This is a genomic window from Mycobacterium sp. C31M, from assembly GCF_053345865.1.
This window is the reverse complement of sequence record NZ_JBKFAX010000014.1, coordinates 16789-32827: the sequence shown is the minus strand read 5'-3', so window position 1 is coordinate 32827 and position 16039 is coordinate 16789. Positions and strand designations below refer to the sequence as shown.

At 65.4% G+C, this 16039-nt stretch carries 14 protein-coding genes; 10 read left to right on the top strand and 4 right to left on the bottom strand.

The window, feature by feature from the left end:
• The first annotated feature begins 287 nt into the window (after window positions 1-287).
• The 9 genes from ACLBYA_RS20900 (at window position 288) to ACLBYA_RS20860 (ending at window position 10435) form a co-directional block, all read left to right on the top strand.
• Window positions 288-929 carry a hypothetical protein gene (locus tag ACLBYA_RS20900; protein ID WP_447711356.1) on the top strand — a complete coding sequence of 214 codons (642 nt, stop codon included), beginning with the start codon at window positions 288-290 and terminating at the stop codon, window positions 927-929.
• A complete protein-coding gene (locus ACLBYA_RS20895; RefSeq protein WP_447711355.1) occupies window positions 926-2296 on the top strand; it encodes an oligosaccharide flippase family protein in 1371 nt (456 codons plus the stop codon). The genes ACLBYA_RS20900 and ACLBYA_RS20895 overlap by 4 nt, the downstream gene beginning before the upstream one ends.
• The gene (locus ACLBYA_RS20890) at window positions 2289-3653 is read left to right on the top strand and encodes an O-antigen ligase family protein (protein ID WP_447711354.1); all 1365 of its coding nucleotides are present in this window, start codon (window positions 2289-2291) and stop codon (window positions 3651-3653) included. Before ACLBYA_RS20895 ends, ACLBYA_RS20890 begins: the two co-directional genes overlap by 8 nt.
• Window positions 3650-5806 (top strand): glycosyltransferase, encoded by a 2157-nt coding sequence (locus tag ACLBYA_RS20885; protein ID WP_447711353.1) that lies wholly within the window; start codon window positions 3650-3652, stop codon window positions 5804-5806. Before ACLBYA_RS20890 ends, ACLBYA_RS20885 begins: the two co-directional genes overlap by 4 nt.
• Window positions 5807-5818: 12 nt before the next feature.
• Window positions 5819-6604 (top strand): glycosyltransferase family 2 protein, encoded by a 786-nt coding sequence (locus ACLBYA_RS20880; protein ID WP_447711352.1) that lies wholly within the window; start codon window positions 5819-5821, stop codon window positions 6602-6604.
• Window positions 6604-7221, top strand: a complete 618-nt coding sequence (locus tag ACLBYA_RS20875; protein WP_447711351.1) for a hypothetical protein — start codon at window positions 6604-6606, stop codon at window positions 7219-7221. The genes ACLBYA_RS20880 and ACLBYA_RS20875 overlap by 1 nt, the downstream gene beginning before the upstream one ends.
• Window positions 7214-8350 (top strand): glycosyltransferase, encoded by a 1137-nt coding sequence (locus ACLBYA_RS20870; RefSeq protein WP_447711350.1) that lies wholly within the window; start codon window positions 7214-7216, stop codon window positions 8348-8350. The genes ACLBYA_RS20875 and ACLBYA_RS20870 overlap by 8 nt, the downstream gene beginning before the upstream one ends.
• 97 nt (window positions 8351-8447) lie before the next feature.
• Window positions 8448-9383, top strand: a complete 936-nt coding sequence (locus tag ACLBYA_RS20865; protein ID WP_447711349.1) for a cellulase family glycosylhydrolase — start codon at window positions 8448-8450, stop codon at window positions 9381-9383.
• The gene (locus ACLBYA_RS20860; RefSeq protein WP_447711348.1) at window positions 9380-10435 is read left to right on the top strand and encodes an acyltransferase family protein; all 1056 of its coding nucleotides are present in this window, start codon (window positions 9380-9382) and stop codon (window positions 10433-10435) included. Before ACLBYA_RS20865 ends, ACLBYA_RS20860 begins: the two co-directional genes overlap by 4 nt.
• Here the strand turns inward: ACLBYA_RS20860 and ACLBYA_RS20855 are convergent.
• The 3 genes from ACLBYA_RS20855 to ACLBYA_RS20845 form a co-directional block, all read right to left on the bottom strand.
• Window positions 10389-11828, bottom strand: a complete 1440-nt coding sequence (locus ACLBYA_RS20855; RefSeq protein ID WP_447711347.1) for an Ig-like domain-containing protein — start codon at window positions 11826-11828, stop codon at window positions 10389-10391. The two genes, ACLBYA_RS20860 and ACLBYA_RS20855, sit on opposite strands and share 47 nt — an antisense overlap.
• 846 nt (window positions 11829-12674) lie before the next feature.
• Window positions 12675-13082: a holo-ACP synthase gene (locus tag ACLBYA_RS20850; protein ID WP_447711346.1), complete on the bottom strand. Its 408-nt coding sequence runs from the start codon at window positions 13080-13082 to the stop codon at window positions 12675-12677.
• Window positions 13079-13357 (bottom strand): acyl carrier protein, encoded by a 279-nt coding sequence (locus tag ACLBYA_RS20845; RefSeq protein WP_447711345.1) that lies wholly within the window; start codon window positions 13355-13357, stop codon window positions 13079-13081. The genes ACLBYA_RS20850 and ACLBYA_RS20845 overlap by 4 nt, the downstream gene beginning before the upstream one ends.
• A 123-nt stretch (window positions 13358-13480) precedes the next feature.
• Here ACLBYA_RS20845 and ACLBYA_RS20840 point away from each other — a divergent pair, with 123 nt between their 5' ends.
• Window positions 13481-14446 carry an amino acid--[acyl-carrier-protein] ligase gene (locus ACLBYA_RS20840; RefSeq protein WP_447711516.1) on the top strand — a complete coding sequence of 322 codons (966 nt, stop codon included), beginning with the start codon at window positions 13481-13483 and terminating at the stop codon, window positions 14444-14446.
• A gap of 89 nt (window positions 14447-14535) precedes the next feature.
• Here ACLBYA_RS20840 and ACLBYA_RS20835 read toward each other — a convergent pair whose 3' ends face one another.
• Window positions 14536-15894: a sugar transferase gene (locus ACLBYA_RS20835; protein ID WP_447711344.1), complete on the bottom strand. Its 1359-nt coding sequence runs from the start codon at window positions 15892-15894 to the stop codon at window positions 14536-14538.
• Between the last annotated feature and the right edge of the window lie 145 nt (window positions 15895-16039).

Genomic DNA, 16039 nt, shown 5'->3' with positions numbered 1-16039 from the left:
CAACATTTGAACATCCTGACTTAGAGCTGGCGGTGCGCACCATTGGCTCGGCGATTCCGTGGCTTCGGAGCAGAAAATACCGTACTAACTGCACTTTATGTATCCATACGCGACCGGGCTATCCGGCTGCCGACTCGTTCTCTGTCACGGAGTGAGCGGTTATCGCAAAGTAACGGGACAGTCAATTGATGGTCGTTCTCTGGACGGGGCGAATCCGAACCCTTACAGTTTTGCTGGCGAGCAACCGTCGCCTAGAAATTTGCTGAGATCCGATCGGAGGCTTCGCTGTGACAGACAGCCGCCGTAGCCTCCTCGGTGTCGTCGCCGCCTTGCTCGCGGTGCTCGCCGGTGCGGGGGCAGGACTGCTCTGGTCGGTTCTGGGCCCCACCACCTACTCGGCGACGGGCACCGTGTTTGTGAAGTTCAACTTCCCGGCTACCGAACCCGACCCGTTCAGCGCGCAGCAGTTCGTCACCCAACGCATCGACAGCTATGCCCAACTGGCCACATCGCCTGCCTTGCTGGCTGCGGTATCGCAGGACATCCCGGGCCACAGCCTGGACCAACTCGCCAGCGCCATCGAGGTGGCCGCCGTTCCCGGCAGCGCGTTGATCGATGCCACCGCGACGTCGTCGGACCCGAATACCGCCGCGAAGTTGGCCGACGCCGTCCTGGCGCGTCTGGCGATCGCCGTGTCCTCCGCCGAAGGCGCCGGTGTCGAACAGTCCTCGCCGGTGCTGATGCCCCTGATCCAGCCGGCCATCACTCCCGAGGTCGCGAATTCGTCGGTCGACGTCGTCAAAGTGCTCGGCGGTGGCGCCGCCGGCGTCGTGGCGGGCGCGCTGCTGTGGTGGGCGTTCAACGGGGGTGGTACATCCGCCGGCCGGCGCCCAGTGCCACGGCACGCGAAACCGGCGGACCGCGCATGACCGACAACGGATCGCAGGCCTCGGGCCTCAGGGCGATCGGCCGACTGCTGATGGCCGCCGGTGGTGCCCGGTTGATCGTGCTGCCGCTGACCGGACTATGCAACCTGGCCATCGCCCGCATCGTCACCCAGGCGGTCGGCATCGAGCAGTTCGGTGTCGTCATGCTGGTCGCGACGCTGTGTCAGCTGTTGATGTTCGCAGATCTGGGTACCGGGGCCGCGGTGGCGAGTTCGCGCGCCCAACTCGATGAGACCGGCAGCGCGGAGGTCTACCGCGGCACGGTACTGGCCGCCATCCGGGTGACGATGTGGTCGAGTGTCATCCTGGGCGGCGGAGCCGGTCTGATCGGTCTGATCGGGGCCTGGCCGGGGCTGCTGGGCATATCCCAAGAGCACCTGGCCTCCAGCCTCAATATCTCTGCGGTACTGGCTCTTTCGGCTTTCGCTGTGGCATTGCCGTTCTCGGTCGGTGAGGCGATCCTGCGCGGCAGCGGCCGCATCCCTGAGTCGGTGGTACTGCTGGGTATCTCGCCGCCGGCGGCACTGCTGCTAACCCTTCTATTCCGGGAGCTGAACGCGCCCGCGTTGGCGTACTCCCTGGTTCTTCCGCTGGGCGCTTTGATCGCCGCGATCGCCTGTGCGGCCAGGGCGTGGTCGGTCGACCGCGTTGCCGTCGCCGGGCTGTTGGGCAAAGTACTGCGGCCGCGCGCTTTTCCGGGCGTACCCATCGCGGCGACCGCGGTGCCGATGTTCATCGTGATGATCGGCCTGCCGATTGCGCTGCAGTCTGACCGCGTCGTGATCGCGCACCGGTTGGGTGCCGCCGAGCTGTCCAACTACTCCTACGCTGCGCAGCTCTACATACCGTTGTGGTCGATAGCATCCACTGCCGCACTCGCCCTGTGGCCACGGTTCGCCAAGGTAAACACCGACCCCGTCGACGCCCGCCGGGGCTGGTTGGCCGGTGTCGCCATCCTCAGCGGCCTCGGTGTGGCGATGGCGGTGTGTTTCGTGCTGTTCGCCGGCTTCCTGATCGGGTGGATGAGCGACGGGCAGGCAACGCCGACGTGGTCTCTGCTGATCTCCTTCGCCCTGCTGCTGTTCGTGCAGGCCGCGCACGTCACCACCGGCATCTTCCTGATCACTCCGGAACAGCTGCGGTTCCAGGCCATCTGCGTCACCGCACTGGTGGTGACCAATCTGCCGCTGTCCTGGTTCATGGCACCGCATTTTGGAGCGGCCGGGCCGGTGTACGCCTCGGCGATCACGGTGGCGCTGTGCCAGCTGGCGCCTGGCGTGTGGCGGGTGTTGCGGCTGACCCGCTCCCAGCCCCCGGCAACCCGGACTGTGGTTGCCGCCGATGCCTGATCCGATCCTCACCTTCGCGGTCTGCCTGGTGTCCGGGATCGCGGTGCTGATCACCATCCTCGGTGTCGTCAGTTCCGCCCGCCGTGGCGAATGGACCTCGGCGGCCTACCTGAGCCTGGGCCTGGCGCTGCTGACCTTCAGCTTCCTGAACATCGTCATCACCTACGCCGGCGCCTGGGTGTCCACCACCGATGTGTACAACACCGTCACCAACGAGATGCCCGACTGGGGCACGCTCGGGCTCCGGGTCATGCTGGTGGTCCAGGCGCTCGCCGCCGTCGCCGTGATCATCCTGCGGTTGCGGCGTGGCAACCAGGTGATCAGCATCCCGGCGGCTTTCCTGTCGATCGTCGCGCTCATTTCGATCGGCACAGCGTTCCTGCGTGGCGAGGACCCGCTGCGGCCGTTCACCATCATCTACGTACTGATCCTGTTCGCCTGCATCGTCGCGCCGCGCGGTATCGGGATTCACCTCGGCATCGCGATCGCCGGGCTGATCCAGGCGACGGCTAGTGGTTTCGCCATGTGGCTGCACCCGGACATCGCCGTCAACGCGTGTGAGGCCGGCTACAAATGCGGTCTGCTCGGCTTCAACCTGCCCGGCGTGATGGACAACGAGAACGCACTGGCGATCTCACTGGTCATCGCAATGCCGTTCGTGTACATGGCATTCCGCGGTTGGCAGGGCGTCGCGTTGACGCTCTACATAGCAGGGATCGTGGTGCTGACGGGCAGCCGGTCCGGGGCGCTGGCCGCGATGATAACCCTGGCGGCGCTGCTGATCGTCCGGCCGGATGCCCGCAACCCCAGCCGGGCACCCGGTCGGTCGGTCCTGGCCGCGCTCGGCCTCTTCCCGCTGCTGGCGGTATCGCTGTTCCTGCCCTTCCTGACCAGGGACCCGTCGGCGTTCACCGGCCGCGGTGGACTGTGGGCACTGGCTCAGGAGGAGCTCGGCCGGATCGGGCCGCTGCTGCACGGTAACGGCGTCTTCGGCTGGGACAGCCTGCGCGATATCGGCAAGATCGATGCCAGCGAAGTGTATTCGGCGCACAACCAGTGGTTGAGCGTCGCCTTCTCCACCGGGTTGGTGGGCGTGACGTTCTTCACCGCGGCCATCGTCGTGTTGCTGTGGCAGGCCCGCAACACGTACTTCCCGGTGGTGTGCTGCGTGCTCGTCCCGGTCGCCGTCCTGTCGATCACCGAGCGACCCTGGCCCATCGACACCGCCGACTGGCTGACCTGGGCCGTTCCCGGTGCGCTGCTGTGTTACCCCCTGACCCGCCCGTCTGCGCCGAAACCGCAGACGGCGGAAACCCGAACTCAGACAACGATCAAAGAGGAGGTGCTGGTGCCATGAGGCAGCGTCGTGACAGCTACTCGTACAGCGTCAACGGAAAGTGGTTGGCCCAGTCACCCTCGGGCACCCAGCGATACGCATCGCAGGTGATGGAATCGCTGAGTCGGACCGAGCATGCTTCGCAGGTGCAGGTCATCCTGCCTGCCGATGCGGTTGCGCCGGTCTGGATTTCACAGTTCCCGACGGTCCGGTCCCGGCTCCGCGGAATGCTCTTCGAGCAGATCGCGCTGCCCTGGCTCTCCCGGGGGACGCACCTGTTCTCGATGGCCGGCCCGGCGCCCATCGTCAAGCGGGATCAGACGGTGGTGATGCACGATGCCATGCCGTTCCGGTACCCCAGGACATTCCGGCGTGCCTTCGTGGCGTGGTACTGGTTGATGTACGGCTTGCTGTCCCGTGTCGCCGCGCGGGTGCTGACCGTCTCGGAGTTCAGTCGCACCGAATTGGCCGAGGTGCTGCGGGTGTCGCCGGAACGCTTCGCGCTGGCACCGTGTGCGCCGAGTCGCCTCGAGGGTGACGGCGACGCGGTGTACACACCGCCGTTCGAGGCCGGCACCTTCGCCCTCATCGTTGGCAACCTGGCTCCGCACAAGAATGTCGCACCCGCGGCAATGGCATTGGCGCAGGCCGGTATCCAGGTTGCCGTGGTCGGCATGGAACAGGCCATCTTCCGACAGGTCGACATCTCCGATTCGGCCAATCTGCGGATGCTCGGCCGCGTCGGAGACGGGGAACTACAGCAGCTGTACCGCACCGCCGGTGTGTTGGTGGCACCCTCGCGCTACGAAGGTTTCGCCATCCCGATCGTGGAGGCGGGTGCCGAGGGCACGCCTGCGGTGTTCGCGCTGGGTTCGGCGATGACCGAGGTCGCGGGTGCAGCCGGGATCGGTTTCGCGCCCGATGATCTGGACGCCTGCGTCGACGCGGTGCGCGATGTGTTGGCCGACAAGGCTGCACGTGACGACCTCGGCCGCCGGGCACGCACAAATGCCGCCCGGTTCAGCTGGGATGACACGGCCCGGATCATCTTCGGCCGGGTGCCGGCCCGGCAGCGCAGGCCGCTGCGGGTGCTGCATGTCACCGAGACGTTCTCGGCGGGCACCGGAACCGCGGTCGTCGAGTACGCCCATGCGGTCCGACGGGACGGTGTGGAGTCCTATCTCCTTGCCCAGGACCGTGGTTCGGGCTTGCTGGAGGAGCTGGGTGCCGATTCTCCGTTCGTCACGTCGTCGATCATCGAACCCGGATTGTTCAAGCTGTGGAAGGCGCTGCCCGCTGCGGTCGCGCAGGTACGCCCCGATGTGGTGCACCTGCATTCATCGCTGGCCGGTGCGGTCGGCCGGCTGCAGCCGCTGATGCCGGGCAACCCGCGGATCGCCTACAGCCCACACTGCTTTGCCTTCGAGCGGCGCGATATCCCGGCTATCAAGCGGATGGCCTACCGGTTCGCCGAGTGGGTGCTGGCCCGCCGCACCGATGCGTTCATCGGCGTCAGCCCGCACGAGGCCGACCTCGCCCGCTCGCTGCGTCCGTCGACCGACATCGGTTATGTGTTGAACTCGTTCGCAGGCAATCGGGCGCTGGCGTCGGCCACCATCCCGGCGCAGCCCGCGCCCACGGTGACGACCGAGGATGCGATCAGCGTGGTGACCCTGGGCCGGGTGGCACCGCAGAAGAGCCCGGAACTGTTCGCCGACATCGTCACCGCGTTCCCGGATCGGCTCAGGGCGACCTGGGTCGGCGACGGACCCGACGGTGCCCGATCGGTGCTGGAGCGTGCCGGCGTAGGCGTCACCGGCTGGCTGCCCGCGGCAGACGTGCCTGAGGCCATCACCGGGCACACCGTCTATCTGCACACCGCCGGCTGGGAAGCCAGCGTGCCGATCGCGGTGCTGGACGCCGTGAACGCCGGTCTTCCCGTCGCGGTCCGCCGCAACGCCGCCTACCGCGGCATCCTTCCCGACGAGTGGCAGTTCGACGAGCCCGGCGAGGCCATCGACCTCATCCGCACGCTGGCGCGTCCGGATGTTCGCGCCCGCCGTGTCGCCGAGCAGTACACGATGATTGGCCAGATGGTGGAACGCAGTCCCGACCTGGTGCTGGCTGACCGGTACCGGCGTATCGCCGGCACCGGCCGCACCGGTGTCCTGTAAGAGGAGCACGATATGTCTGAGCCGATGTTCAGCATCGTCACCATCGCCTACCAGAATGTCGACGGCCTACGTGAGACCGTGGAATCGGTGCGTGCCCAGACCTTCGGGAACTGGGAACACATCGTGGTGGACGCGGGTTCCACCGATGGCTCGGCCGAATGGCTGGCCGAGAACTTCGCCGGCCGCTGGGTCAGTGAATCCGACCGCGGGCGCTATCACGGGATGAACAAGGGCGCCCAGATGTGCACCGGGAGGTACCTGTGGTTCCTGCACTCCGGCGATGTGTTCGGCGACCCCGGCGTGCTGTCCCGGGTGGCTGAGGCGATCACCCGCCGCGCCGACGGCCCACCGGACTGGCTCTACGGACTGGCCCGGGTGGTGAGCGCGGACAAGACGCTGATTGGCACGCTGGGGTATGCGCCGTTCTCGATGTTCAACTTCGCAATCCTGTTGCAGCCGTTGCCCCATCAGGCAACCGCCATCACGCGTGAGCTGTTCTGGCAGCTGGGCGGCTACGACGAGGGCGTCCCGATTGCCGCCGATCAGGTGTTGCTGATGCAGGCCGCCAACCATTCCCCGCCGATGGCCCTTGCCGACTTTCTGTGTGATTTCGACGGGACCGGCATCAGCGCGGGCCGGCCGTGGCGCGAGGACTGGCGTGACAGTCGGATCGTGCTGCAGAACCTGAAATCGCCGGTGCTGCGATCACGGGTCGTCGACCGTACGGTGACCCTGACCTACTCGGTGTCGCGCGAGATGGCGCGGGCAGTCCGCAACAGGGCGATGGGGCAGCGCTGATGGCGCTCGACACGGTGCTGTATGCGTTGCGGCGCGGTTGGTGGGCGATCCTGCTGGTCGCCGCGATAGCCGCCGGCGGGGCGGGCATCTACGCGCGCCAGACCCCGGCAGCTTACGTCGCCACGGCCGAGGGCATCGTCTCGGTGTCTGATCCGACCGCACGGCCCGCCTACGCCTTTTCATCGGGCTCGCTCTACATTCTGAACCGGATGACCAGCTACGCCCGGCTGGGCGTCACGACCCCGGTGCTCGAACCGGTGGTCGAGGATCTGCAACTGCAGGAGACCCCGCTGTCGCTGAGCGGTCGCATCAGTTCCAGCAGTCTGGTCGGCCAGTCGGTGATCAAGGTGACTGTCCGGTACAACGATGCCGAGCTGGCAGCCAAGATCGCGGATGCGGCGATCGCGCAGATCGGTGTTGCGGTATCGGATCTGGAGAGTGGCAACGTCGAGGTCCGCCCGGCGGGCGCGGCCCTGGTGCCGGCCGCCGCGGAGAAGCCGAACGGCTTGCGCGAGGCCGCCGTCGGTGGCGTGGCCGGGCTGTTGCTGGCAGGTGTACTGGCGGTTGCCTCGACGGCAATCGCCGAACGACGGTCGGCGCGGTCGCGTGATGGCTGACCTCCGAGGAACGGTGCTCCAGATCGCCTCCATGGTGCCGCCGGCCCGCTTCGGCGGAGCCGAAAGGGTGGTCCAGTCCTGTGCCGACAAACTGCGCGAAACCGGTTGGCAGGTTCACAATCACGGCCTGCGTCGGCGCGGTGACCGCACCGCCACAGGGTCGGCCATTCCGAACATCTACTGGCCCTTCGATGGTGGCAGACGCGGGGTGTTCGGCCGGACGTTATGGCATGCGATTGACACGATGACGTTGGCCTCGGCCACCCTGGTCGACCGGCTGATCGACGAAACCGAACCCGATGTCGTGATCACCCACAACCTGCGGGGCTGGGGTTACGCGCCGTGGGTGGTCGCTGCGCGTCGGGGAATTCCGTTGATCCATGTGGTTCATGACTATGGTCTGCTCTGCAACGCGTCGACCCTGTGGCACGATGGTGCCAGCTGTGGCCGCGCCTGCCGGGCCAGGCAACGCAACACCGTAAAGCGCTGGCCGGGTGGGGATCTGGTTGGGGTGTCGCACGCGGTGCTCGCCGAGCACCGGCGACTCGGCCTGGCGCAGGCCGGTCAGCGTGTGGTGCTGCATCCGGTCGGTGCCGCCAACCCGACGGTTCCGCGGTTGCGCCCCAACGTGTCCGGAGCGCCCAAGGTACTCGGCTATCTCGGCCGGCTCAGCGCCGAGAAGGGAATCGATACGCTGGTCGAGGCCGTCAGTGGAACGAACAACAAGCTGGTGGTCGCGGGTGAGGGCGATCTCGCTCCTGCCCGGCTGCAGACAACGACCGGACAGGTGCAGTGGCGGGGTTGGATTGAACCCAGTGCACTGTTCGAGTCGATCGACGTGCTTGTAGTCCCGTCGAGGTGGCGGGAGCCGTTCGGCCTGGTGGTAGTCGAGGCCGCACGTGCCGGGGTGCCGGTGCTGTTGGCCGACCAGCCGGGCCTCATCGAGGCAGCCGAGGCCGCCGGTGCCCGGTATCTGCCGTATCCGGCTGATAACGTTGTCGCACTGCGTCATTCGTTGGAAATACCGGTCGCGGACTATCGCGCGGCCGCGGTGGGAGACCATCCGGCGAGCATTGTCGCGCTGGTCGAGAGCGCTGTCGGAGCAGGCCGGCTGCACCGAGATGGTTAGTCGGCTGTTAGCCGTGGTCCTGGTGGTATTGATGGTGGCAGCGTGCCACTCGCCATCGGCTTCGGCGCGACCGGTTATTTTGGGGATGTCGGTCAGTATGGACACCGCCGCAGACACCGAGGTGCAGCGGCAGTTCGCCCTGATGTCCGAGATGAACATCACGATGGTGCGCTTCGATTTCGACTGGTCGGTAATCGAACCCATCCGCGGACAGTTCGACTGGTCGCATACCGACCGCATGGTCAGCGCTGCGGCGGCACACGGTATCCGGGTACTAGCACTGCTCACCTATGCGCCGGAGTGGGCGCGTGCGCCGGGAACCACCACCCACGCCCCGCCGCGGGATCTGGCCGAGTTCGCGGAGTTCGCCCGGGCGGCCACCGAGCGGTACGCGCCCCGGGGCGTCAACAACTGGGAAGTCTGGAACGAACCCAATATCGTGGACTTCTGGGAGCCGCGGCCGGACGCCGACGAATATAGTGCGCTGTTCCGCGCGACGGCCGCGGCGATACGTTCGCTCGACCCTGCGGCGACGGTGATCACCGGCGGGCTCACCCGCGGGACGACCACCGATGATGGCAGCCGAATTGCGCAAACAGAGTTCGTCGACGATCTTTATGCCAATGGGACCGCGCAACTGGCCGATGCAATCGCCGTGCATCCCTATAGCTTTCCCGACCTGCCGGTATCGGATGTGCCGGCGCGGGTCGGGAGCATTGCCGACCTGCCCGCGCTGCGGGGGGTCATGGAGCAGTGGGGCGATGCAGACAAGCAGATCTGGGTCACCGAGTTCGGCGCGGCAACCGGGTCCGGTGACAATGTGATGACCGAGAGCCAGCAGGCCGAGTCGTTGTCGCAAGCGGTGGCGCTAGCGACCTCGTGGGCGTGGGTGGGCCCGGTCGTGATCTATGAATTGCGGAACCGGGGAACCGATCCAGGCAATCTGGAGCAGAACTTCGGGGTCCTGCGGAGTGATCTCACGCCCAAGACCTCCGGGCAGGAACTGCTGCAGGGAAGGATCGGGCAGTCGTGAGCGCGGCGGTACGTGATCACCGTCTGGATGTCGCGCGGGGGGCCGCGATTGTGGCGATCGTCGTGGTGCATGTGGTGCGGGGTCTCAGCTCGGCCGGTCTGATCGATGACGACATCAAGATGACCGTCGACCGGTCGGTGGGTCTGTGGTGTCTGACCGCGTTCGCCTTCGTCGGTGGCACGCTGATACCCAGGGCCGTCGAGAAGCGGGGCATGTCTGCCTATTTGCGGGACCGGGTGATGCGGTTGCTCGCGGTGTACCTGCTGTGGACGCTGATGCAGGGCTCGGTGCAGCTGCTGGCCGGCGATGCAGTCAACAACGGTAGGTCGTTCGCCGGGGTGCTGCAGGTGTGGCGTCCCGACGGGCACCTGTGGTATCTGCCGTTCCTGATCTTGGCCACCGTGGTCTTCGTCCCGCTGCGGCCGTGGTTACCGCGGCGGGGTGCGGTGGCGCTGGTGATCGGTTCCGCCATCAGCTTGATCTGGTGGGGCTACGACGGTGGCTATATCGGCACCCAGGGGCTGGGGCTGGTGGTGTTCTTCATCGCAGGCATGGTGGCCGGAACTGCCAGGGTGCAGGACGCACTGGACCGGTTGCCGGCGTCTCTGTCGGCGGTGCTGAGCGTGTCTGTTCTTGTGTTGACCGCAGTGGTCTGTGTGCGAACCACCGCGATTCTGCCGACGTTCTACTGGTTCCAGGCCACTCCGACGAGGGTGGCGATCGGGGTGGTGCTGGCGGTGGCGGCGACGGCGGCGATTCTGCTGTTCGGATATGCTGGCCGGGCGGTGGCCTTCCTGGCGTTGTGTGGGCGCCGTTCGCTGGACATCTATCTGGCGCACATCATTCTGGCCTCGGGTACACGGATTGTGTTGGTCAAGTTGGGTGTCGAGCAACTCTGGCTGATCATCGTGTTGTGCCTGCTGGCCGGTGTGCTGGGGTCACTGGCGGTTTCGTCGGTCTGCCGGCGACTGCGGCTGGGCTGGGTGTTCGACGGTCCCGACATGACTACGCCGAGACGGTCGCAGCCGCCGCAGAACTGTTCCGCGTCATGAAGTCCAGCAGGGCCTGATAGGCCGGCTTGAGACGGCCGTCTTGGGTGATCAGGCCGAAGTTGGACTCCGGGTCGGACAGGTCGGTGCCGGTATCGGTGATCGTGTAGATGTAGACCGGTCCGATGTATGTGTTCTCGGCGGCCTGGTTCAGGATCGCCACGATGGTGTCGGCCTGCACTTGCTCGCTGACCGCATAGGTCCCGGTACCGGTCGGTGCGCCGGCCTCGGTGATCCAGATCTTCTTGTCTCCATCGCCGTTGGTCACCATGATCTCGTGGATCGCGGCCAGCGGTCCCATATCGGGAACACTCGGGAACGCGTAGTGGTGGTAGTTCAGCGCATCGAAGTAGCCCTTGCCGCCTGCAGCGTAGATGCCTCGGACGAAGTCCAGCGTGCCGATACCGCTGGGATCCGGGGACAGCCCGCCGGCGATGACGGTCGCACCGGGGGACACCGCCTTGATCGCGGTGTAGGTCGCCTTCAGCAGGGCGGTGTAGGCAGCGGCATCCGGGACGGCCCAGAACCGCGGGATGTTTTGTTCGTTCCACACTTCCCACTCGGGTATCACATCGCCGTACCGCAGGGCGGCGGCCGCGGCGAACTCAGCGAACTGCTGGATCTGCTCGCTGCCAACCGGGATGGCATGCGGATCGGTGCTGCCCGACAGCCAGGCCGGGGTGTCGTAAACCATCGCCAGCGCGGTCATGCCGTGTGCTCTGACCGCGTCGACCATCGTATCGGTGGACGACCAGTCATAGGTGCCCTTTTGCCATTCGATCACCGACCAGCTGAAGTCCATCCGCACCGATGTCACGTTGGCAGCCTTGGCCTTCGTCAGCGCATCGTCGATCTGTTGCTTGCTCAGCCCGATCCACCAGCTCAGCCCCTGGATGCCGACGGTCGGCAGGGTGAACGGCGGATCCCCCGGGATGGACGCAGGGGTGACGGTGATCGTGACGCTGGCCAGCACCGGGCTGGCCAGCGATCCTGCATAGGCTCGGTACTGGAAGACATCGGTCCCGTGGAAACCAGCCGACGGCACGTAGATGAACGTGCCGTCGGCATTGAGGGTCACCATCCCGCTCGCCGGCTGGGATTCTAGGAGTGCCGATGCTGGACTTCCTACGGGCACAATGTCATTGATTAGCACATTGCCAGTAATGGCGGCGTTGACTACACCGGAGAAGGCATCGTCGGTGACCGTGGGTACCGGGTCCACGACGGCACCAGGCTCCTCCTCTGAGGGCTCCTGGACCTGTTCGGATTTCCGCGGAGCGAAGTGCCGCTGCAGGTTGACCCAGAAGGTGGTGATCTCACGCCGGATGGTGTCGAAGATGGCGGTCAGGAATGAACCCAGCGACGGCGCGGCATCGGGTTGCGCGGCGGTTTTCACGACGACCTGTGGTTCGCTATTCTGTTGTTGCACAACAGGTTCGATCGATTCCTTTGGTACGGAATCAATGGTCGAACTGCGAATGGTCGGTGCTGTGTGGGTGCCGTCGAAGGGCTCCTGACCGCGTAGCCGGTCGGTTTCACGGCTCGTGGTAGCGGTGACCCTGATCGGCATTCCGCGGGTACGCGCGGTGCGTCCGGGTCGTACGGCGGCCGCCGGCTTGTTCGTTTCGGCTTCCGCGGGCTCGGACAGCACCGTCGTATCCGGTTCGGTGTCCGGGGCGGGTGATTCGTCTGTATCCTGGCCCGGCGTCAAGGAGTTCGACTCCCTGGTGCCTGATCCCGTCTTGTCCGGAGCCGGGGTGTCGGCCTCTTTTGCGTCAGACCCTTTTGTGTCGGAAGCGGACGTTTCGGATGACGACGAGCCCGAGGTGTCCGGGCTGGCTGCGGCCGCCGGAACCCCGACGGAGGCAAGAAGAGTCAGACCGAATCCGGCTGACAGTGCCAGTCGCCGCCAATTGGCCGCGAATGCCAGCCACATGGGATGTGGCAGATCCTGGCGAAGTTCGTCAAAGTCGCCGACCGTCATCTGGAACCTCACTCGGAAGCCGGTTTGATGTTGTGCGGGTGAGTATGCCTTTGCATTTAACGAATTGAGGGCCGAATCGTTGAATACGCGACGAATTCTGGCACGTGAAGTTGGTGTTTGCAGAATGAAGGATCGGCCCGGTGGTGGCGCTGAAACCAGTTAGGACACTTGATAATTCGTGCAACCAACGGATTAGCGTATTTGCTATAATGGTTCTGTTGCGCGCTAGTTCCAGATCTAAGCGGGTTGATGGATCATTTAGTGATTCCCTGGAATTGCAGCATTGTGTGCGGTTGGAGCCACGACGACCACCGCGGCCGCATGGCAATCGGTGTGCGATAGCGATACCGCCGGTCGGTCCCACCACTGCCGGCGTGCTAGCTCGGCGGCACCGCCGTGCAGAACCAGGGACGGTACGTGATCCACTGAAGCGATTTCGATCTCGCGCGGCACGAAGGAGTGCCCGGGCACGGCGAACGCCTTGATGGCCGCCTCCTTGGCGGCGAAGCGCGCAGCCAGCTGGGGTAGCCGGCCCGCGCAGTAGGAGATCTCTGCGGGGGTGTAGATCTTCGCCAGGAAGCGTTCGCCGAATGTCGTCAGCGAGTGCTCGATATCTTTCAGTGCGACCAGATCGCAGCCGACTCGAAGTCGGCCCGCCGGGGTCACGCCCCGATATCCGCCAAGTCGGCGACCACTCGTTCGATACTCTCGATGGAGGTGAAGGTGGCCTTGGTCAGCGCCTCGTCGGGAAACTCGATATCGAACCGGTCTTCGAGTGCGAGCATCACATTCACCGACGCATGCGATGTCAGACCGATCTCGTATAAGTTTGCATCGTCGGCGATCAGACCTGGGTCGACCGACAGCCGTCCCTGGACCGTCAGGACTTCACGGATCTGTTGGCGCACAACGGTCTCCTCGGTGGTTAGCTGAAATCCCATCAGCTATAGCGGTATACTGCAGTTTAGCTAAAGAACTCCACGGCAGCTAATTTAGTGATGATTGCCAATTTGTCGTTCGCGGGAGATTTCGGGGCGATTATTGGAGAAGGCGGAAACACAACCTTGACACTCAACGAAACCACGCCCCTCGATGAAGCCGCGCATGAATCGCTGGAGTCTGCGCGGCGGGAGTTTCGCCTGCAGTTGATCGAAGCGGAACTGCTCATACCCTTGGGTGTTGATGGCCTATACGGGCGCGGCGGAGTCTTCGAGAGGATCGTGGACGGCATTGACTTCGCGGTCAGGACGAAGGGGCGGCAGGTACACGGCGACCGCCCCACTGTTCGTCGGTTCCCCCCCGTCTACCCGCGCGAAGTATTCGAGCGCACCGATTACATTGCATCGTTCCCCAACTTGACCGGTGCCCTATCCACGTTCGTCGGTGCGGACAAGGAGCACCGTGCCCTGCTGGCAGACCGGGAGGCGGGCCGGTCCTGGGACGGCCATCTGCAACCGGCCGAGACTATGGTGGTGCCTGCGGCATGTCACCCTGGTTACGCGACGTTACCGAAATCGCTGCCAGAAGGTGGTGCGCTGCTGGATATCTACGGATACTGCTTCCGGCATGAACCGGCCCTCGACCCGGCGCGGATGCAGGCGTTTAGGATGCACGAGTACGTCCAGATCGGCACTCCGCAACAGGCCCAGGAACACCGCGATGCCTGGGTAAGCCACGGGTTGGCGGTGCTGGCAGAACTTGGGCTGACCGCCGAGCCTGCCCCAGCCAACGATCCGTTCTTCGGTCGGGTCGGAAAGATGCTGTCAGCCAACCAGCGGGATGACGAACTCAAGACCGAGCTGATCGTGCGGCTGTACGGTGATCACGATGCCGGTACCGCGGTGGCTTCAGCCAACTTGGCCCGTGAGCATTTCGGTGAGGCCTTCGGGATCACAACTGCCGATGGTGGGGTTGCGCACAGCTCGTGCGCAGCATTCGGTATGGAACGAATTGCATTGGCACTGCTTCGAACCCATGGCCTGGACCCGACGATCTGGCCCGCAGGTGTGCGCACCGCGTTGAGTCTTTAGCTCATATCGCCGCTCGGGAACACGACGATGGGCCTGAACCGTGTTGGACCCAGGGCGATGGTTGCGTCGGGATCAGGCCGTGACGGGGATCAGTAGGCGCCCTCGCCGCGCAACACGGTGGACACCGTCTTGGCGATGATCATGACGTCCTGCATCAGCGACCAGTTCTCGACGTAGGACAGGTCCAGGCGGACGGCGTCGCCGACCTCCAGGTCTGAACGTCCGCTGATCTGCCACAGGCCGGTGAGGCCAGGCTTGACCGTGAGGCGGCGGCCCATCAGGTCGTCGTAGGAATCCACCTCGCGGCGCACCTGGGGCCGCGGCCCGACGACACTCATGTCGCCTCGCAAGACGTCGAGGAACTGTGGCAGTTCGTCGATGCTGTACTTGCGCAGGAACTTTCCGACGCGGGTGACACGCGGGTCGTCCTTGAGCTTGAAGAACATGGCATTGCCACCGTTCTTCGCGATGAGCTCGGCCATCATGGCGTCGGCGCCGGTGATCATGCTGCGGAACTTCGTCATCTGGAACTCGGTGCCGTCGATACCGATGCGCTCGGAACGGTAGAAGATCGGGCCCGGGCTGGACAGCTTGACCGCGATCGCCGCGACGATCAGCACCGGTGACGCGGCCAGTAGCGCGGTCAGCGAGAAGGCGATGTCGAAAGCGCGCTTGACCAGTGAATTGGCGCGGCTGTACTGCGGTTTGGCCACCTCCAGCATGGCCATCCCGGCGACCGGGCGGCTGACCAGTCGCTGGTTGGCGACGTCGATCAGGCCGGGGGCGATCATCAGGTCGACACCCACCTCGTCGAGTTCCCACATCAGCCGGCGGATCTCGACCGGACGCAGGTGGTCGGTCGCGGCCAGTGCGACGGTCTCGGCGCCGGTGCGCACGACGGCGTCGACGATCGCCTGGTCCATGCCGACGATCGGCACGGTGGCCCCGTTGATGGTGATCGAGTCCTTGCCGGCGGTCGGGCCGACCGGGGTGCAGACGCCGGTGACCTGGTAGCCGGCCCACGGATCCTTGGCGATCTCGGTGGCGATATCGCGGGCTGCGGGCTCGCTGCCGACGATCAGCAGCGCGGCCTTGTCCAGGCCTTGGCGTCGCCGACGGGTCACCACCCGACGCAGGGTCCAGCGGCTGACCATCAGGGCGACGAGGCCGAGTGGCAGCGCGATGCCGAGATAACGCGCGGAGATGTCGATGGACAGCAGCAGCGACATGATCGCCACGAGCCCGAACAACTGCAGGGTGGCAAAGCCGAGGACGACGTATTCCTCGGTGCCGCGGCCGGTGATCCGCGGCGACCAGGTGCCCAGTGCCAGGAAGCCCAACCAGGCGACGCCGAGCGCGACCGAGAACCACGCATAGCTGATGGTGCCGAGGCCGGTCGCGCCGAGCCATAACTCGGCCGTGGTACCGCCGAACACCAAAATATGCACGAAGGTTACGACACAGCAAATGACAGCAACATCGCTAAAAATGATGGTTCGCGCAAGTTTCTTGCGGCGCTGCTCGCCCGGCGAAACCGTGCCGCGCCGGCCCGAGGCGACTCGGCCGGCAGTGCTCGCCCGATCGCCAGCTGTG